This window comes from Paenibacillus pseudetheri (genome assembly GCF_924513355.1).
Classification (GTDB): Bacteria; Bacillota; Bacilli; order Paenibacillales; family Paenibacillaceae; genus Paenibacillus_AQ; species Paenibacillus_AQ pseudetheri.
This window is the reverse complement of record NZ_CAKMAB010000011.1, coordinates 87865-102420: the sequence shown is the minus strand read 5'-3', so window position 1 is coordinate 102420 and position 14556 is coordinate 87865. Positions and strand designations below refer to the sequence as shown.

The 14556-nt window shown below is 45.4% G+C and carries 12 protein-coding genes; 8 read left to right on the top strand and 4 right to left on the bottom strand.

Annotated features, from left to right (window positions below; all coding sequences use genetic code 11):
* The first annotated feature begins 1 nt into the window (after nucleotide 1).
* The 5 genes from L1028_RS12650 to galU all read left to right on the top strand — a co-directional run bounded on the left by L1028_RS12650 (nucleotide 2) and on the right by galU (nucleotide 5758).
* The gene (locus L1028_RS12650) at nucleotides 2-820 is read left to right on the top strand and encodes a phosphotransferase family protein (protein WP_234534296.1); all 819 of its coding nucleotides are present in this window, start codon (nucleotides 2-4) and stop codon (nucleotides 818-820) included.
* 2 nt (nucleotides 821-822) lie between these two features.
* The gene (locus L1028_RS12645) at nucleotides 823-1392 is read left to right on the top strand and encodes a DUF1697 domain-containing protein (RefSeq protein WP_234534294.1); all 570 of its coding nucleotides are present in this window, start codon (nucleotides 823-825) and stop codon (nucleotides 1390-1392) included.
* Nucleotides 1393-1612: 220 nt separating this feature from the next.
* A complete protein-coding gene (locus L1028_RS12640; RefSeq protein WP_234534292.1) occupies nucleotides 1613-3766 on the top strand; it encodes an ArnT family glycosyltransferase in 2154 nt (717 codons plus the stop codon).
* Nucleotides 3767-3844: 78 nt separating this feature from the next.
* Complete coding sequence (locus L1028_RS12635) at nucleotides 3845-4825, top strand: glycosyltransferase family 2 protein (protein WP_234534289.1); 981 nt, start codon at nucleotides 3845-3847, stop codon at nucleotides 4823-4825.
* 21 nt (nucleotides 4826-4846) lie between these two features.
* Nucleotides 4847-5758 carry a UTP--glucose-1-phosphate uridylyltransferase GalU gene (gene galU, locus L1028_RS12630; RefSeq protein ID WP_234534287.1) on the top strand — a complete coding sequence of 304 codons (912 nt, stop codon included), beginning with the start codon at nucleotides 4847-4849 and terminating at the stop codon, nucleotides 5756-5758.
* 329 nt (nucleotides 5759-6087) lie between these two features.
* Here galU and L1028_RS12625 read toward each other — a convergent pair whose 3' ends face one another.
* The 4 genes from L1028_RS12625 to L1028_RS12610 all read right to left on the bottom strand — a co-directional run bounded on the left by L1028_RS12625 (nucleotide 6088) and on the right by L1028_RS12610 (nucleotide 9507).
* The gene (locus L1028_RS12625; protein ID WP_234534285.1) at nucleotides 6088-6654 is read right to left on the bottom strand and encodes an FAD-dependent oxidoreductase; all 567 of its coding nucleotides are present in this window, start codon (nucleotides 6652-6654) and stop codon (nucleotides 6088-6090) included.
* Between the two features lie 146 nt (nucleotides 6655-6800).
* Entirely contained in the window at nucleotides 6801-8384 is a 1584-nt protein-coding gene (locus tag L1028_RS12620; protein ID WP_234534283.1) for a sensor histidine kinase, read from the bottom strand.
* A complete protein-coding gene (locus L1028_RS12615; protein ID WP_234534431.1) occupies nucleotides 8381-9064 on the bottom strand; it encodes a response regulator transcription factor in 684 nt (227 codons plus the stop codon). The genes L1028_RS12620 and L1028_RS12615 overlap by 4 nt, the downstream gene beginning before the upstream one ends.
* Before the next feature lie 293 nt (nucleotides 9065-9357).
* Nucleotides 9358-9507, bottom strand: coding sequence for a hypothetical protein (locus L1028_RS12610; protein ID WP_234534281.1), 150 nt, complete (start codon nucleotides 9505-9507; stop codon nucleotides 9358-9360).
* A gap of 20 nt (nucleotides 9508-9527) precedes the next feature.
* Between L1028_RS12610 and L1028_RS12605 the strand changes: the two genes are divergently transcribed.
* The 3 genes from L1028_RS12605 (at nucleotide 9528) to L1028_RS12595 (ending at nucleotide 14447) form a co-directional block, all read left to right on the top strand.
* Nucleotides 9528-10691, top strand: coding sequence for a glucose-1-phosphate adenylyltransferase (locus L1028_RS12605; protein WP_076116781.1), 1164 nt, complete (start codon nucleotides 9528-9530; stop codon nucleotides 10689-10691).
* A gap of 122 nt (nucleotides 10692-10813) precedes the next feature.
* Nucleotides 10814-11917: a glucose-1-phosphate adenylyltransferase subunit GlgD gene (gene glgD / locus L1028_RS12600; RefSeq protein ID WP_234534280.1), complete on the top strand. Its 1104-nt coding sequence runs from the start codon at nucleotides 10814-10816 to the stop codon at nucleotides 11915-11917.
* A gap of 97 nt (nucleotides 11918-12014) precedes the next feature.
* Nucleotides 12015-14447 (top strand): glycogen/starch/alpha-glucan phosphorylase, encoded by a 2433-nt coding sequence (locus tag L1028_RS12595; RefSeq protein WP_234534278.1) that lies wholly within the window; start codon nucleotides 12015-12017, stop codon nucleotides 14445-14447.
* Nucleotides 14448-14556: the final 109 nt, after the last annotated feature.

Here is a 14556-nt window from a genome sequence, read left to right as displayed (position 1 = left end):
AATGAAAGCGAAGCTTGTTGGGAAAGGCAGAACAGCGGAGATCTGGCAGCATGATGATCAGAGGATTCTTAAATTGTACTTAGAGGATGTTTCAGAGCAGAATATTAGCCGAGAATATAAGATTAGCCAGTTTGTGCACTCGCAGGGCGTCCGGACACCACAGCCCTTTGAACTCATTTCTGAACAATCAAGACAAGGTATTGTATTTCAACAAATTAAAGGTCCCTCCCTGCTAAAGGTGATGGGTGAGAAGCCTTTGAAAGTTAGTAAGTATGCCAGAATGATGGCTAGGCTTCAATACGATTTGCATAAGCTTGAAATTACTGAGGAGATCGGACAGCAGAAGGATATATTGAAGTGGAATATCATGGGTGCTCTAATGCTTAGTGAAGATGAGAAGTCAGCCATCCTGAGCTATCTGGAGAAGTTACCACAAGGGAACCATTTATGTCATGGAGATTTCCATCCTGACAATGTGCTTATGGATGATCAGCTCTGGGTAATCGACTGGATGACAGGTGTGGTGGGAGAACCAGCGGCCGATGCTGCGCGATCTGTAGTGATGTTCAGTATGGGAGCCATGCCCCCTGGAGCCTCTGCCTTATCGAGAATGATGATAGGTTTTATTAGAAAGAAATTAACCAAGGGATACATTCGGGAGTATCTCCGTTTATCAGGTCTCACCTATGAGGACGTAGACCGCTGGATTTTGCCAATCGCTGCCGCGCGTCTGGTGGAAGGACTTCCGCCACCGGAGAAGGAGCTTCTAGTAAAAGAAGTTCGTAAACGTCTGCAGACCTTAACCCGTGGGACTACTTGATCATGACAAGAAACGGAGTGTATTCCATGACTACCTATATTGCGCTGCTTCGTGGCATTAACGTCGGTGGCAACAAAATCATTAAGATGCAGGATCTGAAGACAATGTTGCAGTCCCTTGGTTTTCACAATGTACGAACGTATATTCAGAGCGGAAATGTAGTATTTGAAAGTGATGAGGAATCGGAGAGTCTCCTTAGCGGAGTCATTGAACGTCAGATTCATGAGGTGTTTGGTTTTGAGGTCTCTGTTATGATTCGTACACTGGCTGAGATGGAGGAAGTTCTCGCTAACAATCCTTTTCCGTTATCTGAGCCAGAGGCGTTCAAGAGATGGTATGTCTCCTTTTTACCGGCTGAGCCTTCAGCCGAGGCGCTTGAAAAGCTGCGTATTTATGAGGATGGACCAGATAAAGTGCGTTTTGTCGGCAGAGAGATGTACGTGTTATATGAGGTCAGTGTGAGCCAGTCGCCGCTTTTCAAGGTTCCTTTTGACAGAATATTGGGTATGACGATTACAGCACGTAACTGGAATACAGTGAATAAGCTCGTTGCTATGGGCAGGATGGAATAGTCTATTTTAAAATATTTACTTGGGTTGGGATTTGAACAGAAAGCCTCCACAGTTGTGGGGCTTTTTTTGCGTTCTGGCACGGTCTTGTATATTCAGCAAACATTCAGCTTGGACTCATTGAGAGTTAAGGTAAGGGTGAAATAATACACCTACAGAAAGTTTGAACCGGGGGCACAGAACTGCCGGAATATAGACGATCAAAGGATAGGAGTGGATGGAGATGAGTACGTTCAAAAAAATAAGCTCGGATCTTATACTGTGGCTCATTTTATTACTTGCCGCTTTTTTGTACGGTTACGGAGTTTGGAATGACCACTATGTGAATACATACTACACCACCGCGGTGGGAAGTATGCTGCAGAACTTTCATAATTTCTTCTTCGCTTCACTGGACTCCGCGGGTTCAGTAACGGTGGATAAACCACCAGTTACCTTTTGGATTCAGACCCTTAGCGCGCTTATCTTCGGGCTGCATGGTTGGAGTGTGATTTTGCCACAGGCACTTGGCGGCGTGGGCTCCGTGTTACTTGTATACCTGCTGGTGAAGCCTGTCTTTGGCAGAGCGGCAGCACGTATCGCAGCTCTAGTCATGGCAACTACTCCGGTAGCAGCGGCAGTCAGCCGGACGAACAATATTGATGCATTGCTTGTATTCACCCTTCTGCTCGCGGCATGGTTTCTATTTAAAGGGACGAAGAGCAACAAGATGGGCAGCCTTCTCACCGCATTTGCGTTAATCGGTGTTGGGTTTAACGAGAAGATGCTGCAGGCGTACATGGTTCTACCGGCTTTTTATTTCTTTTATGTCTTAGCTGCCAAAGTGAATTGGAAGCGGAAGACGGGAGTATTGGCCGCCTCCACAGCAATATTGCTTGTGGTCTCCTTATCCTGGGCAGTGATCGTGGATTCGATCCCCGCCAGCAAACGACCTTATATCGGCAGCAGTGGTACTAATTCAGTGCTGAATCTTGCTTTTGGGTACAATGGCGTAGCCCGATTAACAGGGGATCGCGGGGCAGGTGGTAGCGGCAGCGGAATGCCTGGAATGAATGGCGGCGAGATGCCGAACATGAATGGTGAGATGCCAGCTTTGAATGGTAAGATGCCGAACATGAACGGCGAGATGCCAGCTATGAATGGGTCAGGCAGTAATAGTGGCACTGATGGTGGGCGTGGAGCATTTTCGGGCCAGCAAGGTACAAATTCGATCTCGAATAGCCAGACTGGTGACGATGATGGAGGTGCACCAGGTCAACCTCCTAGTGGAACAGACAGTCAAGGTCGGCAATTTGGCGGCGACGGCGGCGGGCGGGGAAATCTCGGCGGCATGAATGGCGGTGGAAGCGGAGGCGGAATGTTCAATACAGGAACAGCAGGCCCACTGCGCCTGTTCCAATCAGAGCTATCAGGTCAAGCTAGCTGGATGCTGCCTTTCGTATTGATAGGCATCATTGGATTATTCGCCAATCTGCGGAGAAAGTACTTTACCCAAGCGCATAAAGAAGCTCTTTTCTGGTTAGCATGGCTGGTGCCCGTTATGGGATTCTTCAGTATCGCAGGGTTCTTCCATCAATATTATCTGGTGATGATGGCTCCGCCAATTGCAGCGTTAGTCGGTGCAGGATGGTCAAAGCTGTGGACGCTATATCGCGAGCACTCTGGTTGGCTGTCTTGGCTATTGCCAGCCGCAACGCTGGTTACAGCAGGTTTCCAGTGGTACATTGTGCATCCTTATAACGATACAATCGGCAGTGGCTGGTCCATTGGGATTTTAGCTGCAGGCATTGTAGTTTCGCTGGTACTGGTAGTTCTTAAAGGCAAGAAGAAATCCTTTATATATGCGACAGGCATTGCAGCCGTATTAGTATTGTTAATTGGGCCGTTTTACTGGGCAGCTACCCCCATTACTTATGGCTTGAACAGTCAAACCCCAGAGGCAGGCCCGAGCGGTAGTGAGGGTAGAGGGGGAATGGGAGGCAATTCAAGCAATTTTGGACGTAATAGCGCCGCAAGTGCGAATGAGAGTCTGTTGTCCTATTTGGAGGAGAACAATACTGGGGAGCCTTATCTGTTTGCTACATTGGATTATGGCACAGCAGCTCCTTATATCGTTGACAAGGGTGCATCGGTTGTTATTTTGAACGGATTTTCTAATTCAGACACCGTGTATACCCCAGATACCTTAAAGGCGTTTGTAGAGAGTGGGAAGGTGAAGTACTTCCTGATCAATAGCGGTGGTATGGGTGGCGGACGTGGGGGTAGCTCCGAGTTGACGACTTGGATCACAGAGAATGGTACAGAAGTTCCAGCAGCCGATTGGGCAGGTAGTGATGCAGGAGACAGCGGGACATTATACAAAGTCACTTTAAACTAGGCGAATGTTAATCATATGAGGCGTGTTATGAGATAGATCAGGCACGCTTCATTATTCAAATTTAAGGAGGAGCTGCTCATGAGTATCAACGTGCGCTATTCCATTATTATACCGATGTTTAACGAAGAGGCGGTCATTCAAGAGACGTATCGGCGTATCAAAAAAGTAATGGGTTTAACTAATGAAGTGTATGAGCTGATCTTTGTAAATGATGGCAGCACAGATAATTGCGCTCAGATGATTGAGGAATACAGCTACTGGGATGAGAGTGTGAAGCTGATCGATTTGTCTCGTAACTTTGGACATCAGATCGCTATTACTGCCGGAATGGATTACGCTCTAGGGGATGCAGTTGTCATTATTGATGCTGATTTGCAAGATCCGCCGGAACTGATTCTGGACATGATTGCGGAATGGAAGCAGGGGTATGAAGTTGTATATGCCAAAAGGATAAAGCGCAACGGAGAGTCCTTATTCAAAAAGTGGACGGCCAGCCTATTTTATAGAGTGCTACGTTATTCAACTGATATTTCAATACCTGTAGATACGGGGGATTTCCGCCTCATCGATCGTAAAGTCTGTGAAGAGCTCAAACGCCTTCCAGAGAAAAATCGGTTCGTACGCGGGCTAGTCAGCTGGGTCGGTTTTCGGCAAAAAGCCATTGAATATGAACGCGATGAACGTCTGGCGGGAGAAACTAAATATCCGCTGAAACGGATGATCAAGCTCTCTCTGGATGGAATTACTTCCTTCTCTTATAAACCGCTGAAGCTGGCAGGATACCTTGGCGCGCTGCTGTCGGCTTCCGGTTTTCTATATCTGATGTATGTGCTATATCTGGTGATTTTTACGGATTCAGTCGTTAAGGGCTGGGCATCGATGATCGGAATCACACTAACCTTTAATGGCTTTGTGCTCATTATGTTAGGGATTCTGGGTGAGTATGTCGGTCGGATTTATGACGAGACCAAGGGACGTCCGCTCTATATTGTTCAAGAGTTCTACGAAGGTAAGAAACAACAGGATGTTCATGAGCAACAAGTTTTACATCGTCAATAAATGTAAGGGGAGGGATTCGTTGTGAAGATTAGGAAAGCGGTTATTCCTGCCGCGGGTTTAGGCACTCGTTTCCTGCCTGCAACAAAAGCTCAGCCAAAGGAAATGCTGCCCATTGTGGATAAACCGGCGATACAATATATCGTAGAAGAAGCTGTTCGATCCGGCATTGAAAGTATCATTATCGTGACGGGGCGAAACAAGAAGTCGATTGAAGATCATTTCGATAAATCAGTGGAACTGGAACAGACGCTTTTGGAAAAAGGAAAAGAGGAGCTGCTTCGTGAAGTCCAAGCGATTAGTGAACTGGCCAGCATTCATTACATTAGGCAAAAAGAGCCGCTAGGACTAGGTCACGCCATCCTTTGTGCGGAACAGTTCATTGGCGATGAGCCCTTCGCTGTTCTGCTCGGTGACGATATCATGGTCTCGGAGGATCCGGCGATGCTGCAAATGATGCGATTGTATGAACAAGAGGAGAAGACCATCGTCGGTGTTCAGCAGGTACCACGACAGGAGGTTCATAAATACGGAATTATTTCATCAAGCGGTTCTCTGCAAGGCGTCCATGAAGTTAAAGGTTTGGTGGAGAAGCCCTCCCAGGATACGGCACCTTCGGAGTATGCGATCATGGGACGTTACATTTTGGAACCTTCGATATTTTCGGTGCTGGCTAAGCTCCAGCGTGGAGCAGGTGGCGAATATCAACTGACTGATGCATTACATGAGGTATGCCGTAATGAAGGTCTGCTGGCGCTGGATTTGAACGGGCAACGTTATGATATTGGTGATAAATTCGGCTACATTCAGGCTACGCTGGAGGTCGGATTGATGCGGGAGGAGTTGCGTCCATTACTGGTTTCGTATTTGCAAAAGCTGGCTGCTAGTCTGAAGGAAAGTGAAGAAGTGGGGGCGTTACCTTGGGGTACACGCTAGTGATTGAAGGAGACTGTTCCAAACGATCCTAACATTGTCTCCGGCGGCGGTGGGATGATGTTTGGGGCAGTTTTTTTTGCGCGTGGGCGTTTAAAGGGCAGGTGGGGAGGAACTAATAAGTGTACTTTATACAATTAAAAGCGCATCAGACTGCTACGTATCGACTTAGTTGCACTTGATACACTTATTTCTTCATAATCCAACAGGAAAACTCTGTCCAAGTTAAAATATGAAATAGCTGCACCAAGTGCAGTTATTTTTTGCGATATAAAAAATCCGGAGGACAGATTCCTAAGAATCGTCTCCGGATCTATATTTTCAGTCATTGATTAAGCCTTTAGTACATCATGATCCACGTAACGCGTACCATTTAACTCGCTAATCACATTAATGGCTACCTTCGCACCATCGCCTGCTGTAATAATGGCATGTACACTTACTCCGGCAACAGTACCTGCAGCCCAAATGCCTTCAATATTTGTTTTACCTTCTGGATTAACAGCGATTACTGTTTTGATTCTTGGCTCTGTACCATCCTTAGTTTCCACGCCTGCTTTGGCGGCTAGATCTGTAAGGGCACCTGTTGCAAGAATAACATGTTTGGCTTCATAAATGATTCCGTCTTCGGTTTCAATGACAAATCCATTGCCGCTGGAAGTAAGGTTAATAGCTTGTTCTGCTACCAGCTCAGCGCCAAATTTGACGGCTTGCTTATGTCCGGTTTCTACGAGATCAGGACCGCCTACTTCGGAAATTCCATAAAAGTTCTCAAACCATCCTCTACGGGTCATGCCTTTATCATTGTCGATCAGTAGTGTTTTTTTGCCCGCCTTGGCGGCGAACAGGGCTGCGCTTGCACCGGCAGGACCGGCTCCAATTACGGCGATTTCGTACATTTTTTGACCTCCTCAAAGTTTTGCGGAGCGATGCTCCTTAGAATGGACAACATAGCAAAACTACTTCGTAAGCATGGGCTTAGTTTTGCGGAGCAAAACTCGCATCGTAGACATAGGCTTAAGTCTATCATCTATTATAACGGTTGTTACTCTCTCTTGGCTAATCCTTCCTCGCAAGGAAGGGTAACCCTGAACGTTGTTCCCTCACCGAGGGTGCTGCTTACACTAATCTTGCCGTGATGTGCCTCCACGATAGACTTGGTAATAGAAAGGCCGAGTCCAGATCCACCATATTTTCGTGTGCGAGAGGAATCGCTGCGGTAGAAGCGATCGAAGATATGTGGGATATGTTCTGGAGAAATCCCGCAGCCGTTGTCTTGCACCTTTAGAATGGCCTCATTTCCTCTAGCGAGTAAAGAGAGATGAATGGTGCCCGATTCTGCATCCGTATGCTGAACTGCATTGTGGAACAGATTCAGAATCACCTGTTTGATTTTATTAGGCTCATATTTACCATGGATGCCATACGAAATATCAAAAGTAACCTTGCGCTGATCCGCTAATAAGAGCAGATGTGGCTTCATTTCGGCAATGACCTCACCTAGCAGCAGATCCGTCATCTTCAGTTGGGGGGCGCCGTCCATCCGAGCGAGCAGCAGCAAATCCTCCACCAGCTTGTTGATCCGTTTCGATTCGCCATGCATGCTTCGCAATGAATTGTATAACTGTTCTTTGTTATCCGCAGCACCTCGTAGTAAGACCTCCAGAAAACCGTGGATTGAGGTCAATGGCGTTCGCAGCTCATGAGAAGCATCAGCAGCAAAGCGGCGCATTTGTTCCTTGGCTTCCCGTTCATTATGAAAGGATATTTCCAGACGTTCGAGCATACCATTGAATGAATGAGCCAGCTTGTCGATCTCAGTCTGACCTTGGTTAATTGGAAATCGGATATCCAGATTACCGGCATCAATGATCTCGGCGGACTCTCCCATATTTGAAAGAGGGACCAGCGTCTTTCGAAGGGCAGGCAAGTATAGGAAGAAGCCAGCCAATAAAGCAATCACTGACAAACCTGCGTAGATCATTAATTGCTGTAAGATTACTTCCGTAAGAGGTCCGGTATTCACACTCATTTGGAGTAACAATCGAGTATTTCCGGGTCTATAGAGATTCACGAATATAGCCAGATGTTCAGTGCCGTCATCGGCCTCTATGAGCTTGTAATTTCCTGTTGCTCTATCCGTGATATGAATGAGTAGACTATTGTATTGTTCATTCGTTAATCTAGGTGCGGCTGAATCAGATAAAGTCATTTGCTGCAAGTCCCTGAAGGTGCCATCTGAGCTATAAATAGCGAGGGTTGTATGGGCATCCAGCAGGAGTGGACGCCTATTCTCACCGGTTCTTTGGCCATTTGGAATTTTATTCTCGCCGTTTCTTTCCCCCGGCAAATTGCCATTATACTCGGTGTTTCCCTCATTAGGAGTTGTGGTGTCCTCGTCATAGGAATTGAAAAAGTTGAAAAACATCTCACGGGGAACTGAACGTATTTGCGCTTCCATAGACTCTGCTCTATTGCTATATATGAAATCCCGCATGAGTATATATTGTAATACTCCGATTAGAAGCAGCAATCCTGATAGAATGAGCAGCGAAATGGCTAGCAGCTGTTTACGCAGAGAACGTGGTGCGGGCAGCTTACGAAACCATTTAGAGAAGCGCGTACTCATAGATCTACCCGGTAGCCTGCTCCCCGCAGGGTACGGATAATACGGTGCTCCTTATCCCCGAGCTTCTCGCGAAGCGAACGGATATAGACCTCAACGATATTTTCCTCACCACCAAAGTCATAGCCCCACACTTTATCAAGAATCATTGGTTTACTTAGTACAAGGCCATGATTAATAACGAGATACTGTAATAACTCGTATTCCGTGGGAGAGAGTTCAAGGACTTCTTCCTTGAAGCGAATTTCTTTTCTGCGGCTATCCATTCGGAATGGACCGCAGCGCACCTCGCCGAGCAGACCTGGAAACTGATTGCGTAGCCGCGCTTGAATTCGGGCAAGCAATTCGTCGAAGCTGAAGGGCTTGACCATATAATCGTCAGCGCCAATAGTGAGACCCTTGACTCGGTCGTCTACTTCATCCTTTGCAGTTAGCATAATGACGGCTAGTTCCGTCTCTTCCGAGCGAAGGTAATGACATAACTCGAATCCATCCATGCCAGGCATCATGACATCTAGGATGGCTACATGTGGCTTGAACTCAGCAGCGACCGAGATGGCTATGATCCCGTCGGGTGCGGTTCTGACTTCAAATCCTTCGTTAAGGAGACCCAGCTCCAGAAATTGTAGTATATGAGGCTCATCATCTACGAGCAGTAGTCGAACGCCTTGAGCTGCTTTCATCATAGGTACCTCCAAATCAGTGATAGATAGCTACATTATGACATATCCGGTTGAATGTTTGCTGAAGATCCGTTTCTTTGTTTTACGATTAAAGGAGTCTTTTTTTACCTCATGATGATTCAAAGGGGTTAATTTAGTTATAAGTAATATTAATGTGTTTAATAACACACAAGGTTAAAAAATCCGGATTTCCGAAAATGTGATAAAGGGTTTTGACGGCGGATATAGAACACTTTACAATAAGGATAATCTCCTGATTTTGGTGAAAGTTACCCATTTTAGGAAAGATCATTCTACTGTGTTACATTTCCTTCCACGTTTTTCTCATCTTTGTCCATCTTCCTATCAAGGCTCATTTCTTTCAAGTGTATTTCTTGTTCATTCACTTCTTTTTGGAACTTCTGTTCATTCAACCTGTGCTTGCTGAACTTCATATTACCCATAAGTCAAGGGAGGCTTTTCCATGAAGAAAAAGGAAATGGTAGCCATGCTATTGGCTGGAGGCCAAGGCAAAAGATTGAAAGGTTTAACCAAATCGCTTGCCAAGCCCGCTGTTTATTTTGGAGGGACCTACCGGATCATCGATTTCCCTTTAAGTAACTGCTCCAATTCAGGTATTGATACAGTTGGTGTGCTGACTCAATATGAGCCACTCATACTGCATTCTTACATTGGAGTAGGCAGCGATTGGGATTTAAACCGTAAGAACGGTGGGGTATTCGTGTTGCCACCGCATGAACGTGAGAATGGAAGCAGCTGGTATCGGGGAACAGCCGATGCGATTTATCGGAATCTTAAGTTTGTGGATCAGTTTGATCCAGAGCATGTTCTTATTCTGTCCGGTGATCACATTTATAAAATGGATTATCACGCTATGCTTCAATACCACAAGGAAAGAAACGCAGATTGCACGATTTCTGTTATTGACGTTCCGCTGGAGGAAGCAAGCCGATTTGGAATTTTGAATACGGAGGACGATCTAAAAATTTACGAATTTGAGGAGAAGCCCGCTCAGCCAAAAAGCACATTAGCTTCTATGGGTGTGTATATCTTTAAATGGGAGGTTCTCCGCAAGCATCTACTGGAGGACGGGGAGAATGTAGGATCATCCCACGATTTTGGCAAGGATATCATTCCTTTAATGCTGGAGGACGGAAACTCCTTATTTGCGTATCCTTTTGAAGGATACTGGAGAGATGTAGGTACAATAACTAGCTTATGGGAAGCAAATATGGATTTGCTGAGCGATACCCCGCCACTTAATCTAAATGATCCCAGCTGGCGCATTTTTACGCGTAACCCGAATCAACCTGCCCAATATGTCGCCCCTGGGGCGAAAGTGTCAGGCTGCATTATTAATGAGGGCTGCATTGTGCACGGAGAAGTGAATCACTCGGTTCTCTTTTATGGTGTAGAAGTGGGTGAGGGAAGTGTAATTACGGACTCCGTGATTATGCCTAAGGTCAAGATTGGCAAAAACGTACGTATTCATAAAGCGATTATTAGTGAGAATACGGTAATTGACGATTATATGGAAATAGGCATCGAACGGGAGAATGAGAATGAAATTCTGCTGATCGACAATAAAAGCAAGAAGCGAAAATCAGCTGTAGCCAAAACCATATAATCAAGCTAAAACGCCTTCGGCGTCCTTCTAGGGACGGTGAGCGTTTATGCGAGATTTATAAGGATAAAGTATATTGTGAAACTTATACTTTCTTATAAATTATAAGAGGACGGTGGATTCCGATGAAGCAACTCATGGGTGTAATTAATCTGGATCATGAACTCGACAAACTAAATGAACTCACTTATTTCCGCTGTGGTGCAGCCGTACCTTTTGCCAGTCGTTATCGGTTGATTGATTTCGTACTTTCTAATATGATGCGTGCAGACCTGGAGAGCGTTGGCCTGTTCGTCCGCCGTAAATACCGTTCCTTAATGGACCATTTGGGTGACGGGAAATCGTGGGATATGAACCGCAAGCATGGGGGATTATTCATTTTGCCTCCAGACTGGAACGATCCAACGGATACTTCTCTCGGGGACTTACAGCATTATCATAACAATCTGGATCTTTTTAAACGGGGATCTGCTAAATATATCGTGTTTTCCGGCAGCCAGCATATCAATACGATCGATCTTCAGGATTTGTACAGTTATCATCTGGAGAAGGGTGCCGACGTTACAGTAGTGTATAAAAAGATTGCGGAATTGCAGCCAGAACATGATCTATGCCAGCGAATTGAAGTAGACGAAGAGAATAAGGTGACTAATATCCATCATGAGAAAGACCATCCTAATTTATATCTGGATATCTTCATTATGGAGAAAAAACTGTTCTTGGAGCAGGTGGAGCATTGCATTGCGCATGGAGAGAGTTATTTTTTCCGTGATGTAATTCAGAAGAACCGACACAAATTTAATATCGCCGCATACGAATATCATGGCTATCATGCCGTAATTAATTCATTAGAGAGTTATTATAAGAACAGTTTGGAACTGCTCCAGCAGGAGAATTACTTCAGTTTGTTCAAAGAAAGCCCGGTACAGACGAAGATTAAATATGAGGCTCCAACAAGGTACTTGGAGAGTGCTAATGTCAGTAATTCGTTGGTCGCTAATGGCTGCATTATAGCTGGAACGGTAGAGAATAGCGTGATCTTTCGTGGGGTTCAGGTACGTAAGGGAGCGAAGATCATCAACTCAGTAATTATGCAAAAGTGCGTCATCGAAGAGAATGCGGTCATTGAGAATGTAATTATGGATAAAGACGTACATTTGAGTAAGAACCGAATTCTTGTTGGAGATAGCAAACGTCCATTCGTCATCGCCAAGCGCAGCAAGATCTAACGACTGGATTAGATGAACTAAGCAGTATTAACCTATCTGATCTAATGGCACAGTCTGCTGCACTTCTAATAAAAGCATTTGTCAGGAGGACCTACTGTTGTTTAACGATAAAGAATCTTTCAAACAGGTATTTCGTGAGACCCTCATTGGTAAATTAGGTAAACCACTTGAGGAAGCCTCGAATGCCGATGTCTATAAAATACTGGGCAACATGATTCGTGAGAACGCCGGGAAAAATTGGGCGGAAACGAACCAGAAATATAAGCTCGATAAAGATAAGCAGGTTTACTATTTTTCAATGGAGTTCTTGATCGGCAGGCTTCTGGGGAACAATCTGCTGAATATGGGTGTACTGGAAGTAGTACGTGAAGGTTTAGCGGAACTAGGCTTTTGTTTGCAGGATATAGAGGAGGAAGAATCGGACGCCGGGTTAGGGAATGGAGGTCTCGGTCGTTTGGCCGCCTGCTTCCTGGACTCACTCGCTTCCCTGCAATATGCGGGACATGGCTGTGGTATACGGTACAAATATGGCCTGTTTGAGCAGAAGATCGTTGATGGGTATCAAGTGGAACTTCCTGATTACTGGCTGCAGAATGATAACGTATGGGAAGTGCGCCGCGAAGACAAGCAGGTTGAAGTTAGGTTCTGGGGGGCTATTGAGACCCGCGAAGAGAACGGACGGCTCGTATTCGATCATACGCAATATGAGGCTGTTCGTGCAGTGCCTTACGATGTCCCTATCATTGGTGCAGATCGCCGGCATGTGAATACACTGCGTAACTGGAGTGCAGAATCCATCACCCAGCCCTCTAGAACCTTTGGTTCTTTTGCCGGGACGGATTATCATAAGTTTCTGGAATATAAGCGTTCTGTAGAATCCATTTCGGAGTTCCTATATCCAGATGACTCTCAATATGAAGGAAAGCTGCTTCGCCTGAAGCAACAGTATTTCCTCTGTAGCGCGGGGCTGCAAAGTATTCTGCGTACCTATGCCAAGCTTGGGATTCCTATAGAATCGCTGCCAGACAAGGTTGCTCTTCATATTAATGATACACATCCAACGTTGGTGATTCCTGAATTGATGAGGATTCTGATGGATGTACATGGTTTAGGATGGGATGAGGCATGGAGTATCACGACGCGTATGGTCTCTTATACTAATCACACTATTCTGAGCGAAGCGCTTGAGAAATGGCCTATTCAAATGGTTAGGGAGCTACTGCCACGCATTTTTCTTATTATTGAAGAGATCAATGCCCGTTTCTGTGGTGAGCTTATGAGTCGTTATCCGGGTGATCAGGATCGAATAGCGCAGATGGCGATTATTCATGATGATCAGGTTCGGATGGCTCATCTGGCGATTGTAGCGAGCCATAGTGTCAATGGTGTAGCGGCGCTGCATACAGAAATATTAATGAAGCGCGAGATGCGTCTTTTTAATGAAATGTATCCACATCGTTTCAATAATAAGACAAACGGAATTACCCATCGGCGATGGTTACTGCATGCCAATCCAGATCTGGCTAATTTGATCAATCAATCGATAGGGACCCGTTGGGTGAGCCATCCTCAAGAAATGATTGGCTTGATTAAATATTGTGAAGATGCTTCCTTCCAGGAACAAGTAGCCAGTATTAAGCGCCAGAATAAGCTTCGTCTTGCAGAGTACATCTACAGTAAACATTCAGTACATGTCGATCCTGACTCTATCTTTGATGTACAGGTGAAACGTCTGCATGCCTACAAGCGCCAGTTGCTTAATATTTTGCATATTCTGCATTTATACAATCAAATTAAAGATAATCCTTCGATGGATATGGTCCCACGCACGTTTATATTCGGGGCAAAGGCAGCGCCAAGTTATCATCTGGCGAAGCGGATTATCAAACTGATTAATACAGTGGCGGAGGTAGTCAATAAAGATCCGGATGTTAAAGGGAAGATTCGCATCTTTTTCCTTGAAAATTACTCGGTATCCCTAGCAGAAAAGATCATTCCTGCAGCGGACATCAGTGAGCAGATTTCTACAGCCAGCAAAGAAGCATCCGGTACCGGGAATATGAAGTTTATGATGAACGGTGCATTGACAGTAGGGACGATGGATGGCGCAAATGTGGAAATGCATGAAATGGTGGGAGACAACAATATGTTCCTGTTCGGACTTCGTGCTGAGCAGGTGATGGATTACTACCAGCATGGCGGTTATCATGCGCGTGATATTTACAACGGGGATAGTCGTGTGAAAGAAGTGCTGGATCAGTTAATCAAACCAGGACCTATATGTTGTCACGCTACGGAATTCGAGAGCATTTTCCACTCTCTTCTGGATAATAATGATGAGTTTTTTGTGCTGAAGGACTTCGCTAGTTACGTTGAGACACACGTCGAAATTGATCGGGCATATCGCAACCGGCAAGAATGGCTGAAGAAGTCCATTATTAATATTGGTCATTCCGGTAAATTCTCCAGCGATAACACAATTAGTCGCTATGCAGCTGAGATTTGGAACATTAGCCCAGTTCGGCTGTAGGATCAACCCCAAAAGGCTGTCTTATAAGTAGGTAACCCCTACAAATAAGACAGCCTTTTTGTAAAATATGAGAAAGTATAAGTTTCACACCATACTTTATGTCTTATAT

What these genes read in the sequence shown, in the direction of transcription:
- L1028_RS12650 (WP_234534296.1), top strand. Translation starts at nt 2, where the DNA reads ATGAAAGCGAAGCTTGTTGGGAAAGGCAGAACAGCGGAGATCTGGCAG.
- L1028_RS12645 (WP_234534294.1), top strand. Translation starts at nt 823, where the DNA reads ATGACAAGAAACGGAGTGTATTCCATGACTACCTATATTGCGCTGCTT.
- L1028_RS12640 (WP_234534292.1), top strand. Translation starts at nt 1,613, where the DNA reads ATGAGTACGTTCAAAAAAATAAGCTCGGATCTTATACTGTGGCTCATT.
- L1028_RS12635 (WP_234534289.1), top strand. Translation starts at nt 3,845, where the DNA reads ATGAGTATCAACGTGCGCTATTCCATTATTATACCGATGTTTAACGAA.
- L1028_RS12625 (WP_234534285.1), bottom strand. Translation starts at nt 6,654, where the DNA reads ATGTACGAAATCGCCGTAATTGGAGCCGGTCCTGCCGGTGCAAGCGCA.
- L1028_RS12620 (WP_234534283.1), bottom strand. Translation starts at nt 8,384, where the DNA reads ATGAGTACGCGCTTCTCTAAATGGTTTCGTAAGCTGCCCGCACCACGT.
- L1028_RS12615 (WP_234534431.1), bottom strand. Translation starts at nt 9,064, where the DNA reads ATGAAAGCAGCTCAAGGCGTTCGACTACTGCTCGTAGATGATGAGCCT.
- L1028_RS12610 (WP_234534281.1), bottom strand. Translation starts at nt 9,507, where the DNA reads ATGGGTAATATGAAGTTCAGCAAGCACAGGTTGAATGAACAGAAGTTC.
- L1028_RS12605 (WP_076116781.1), top strand. Translation starts at nt 9,528, where the DNA reads ATGAAGAAAAAGGAAATGGTAGCCATGCTATTGGCTGGAGGCCAAGGC.
- glgD (WP_234534280.1), top strand. Translation starts at nt 10,814, where the DNA reads ATGAAGCAACTCATGGGTGTAATTAATCTGGATCATGAACTCGACAAA.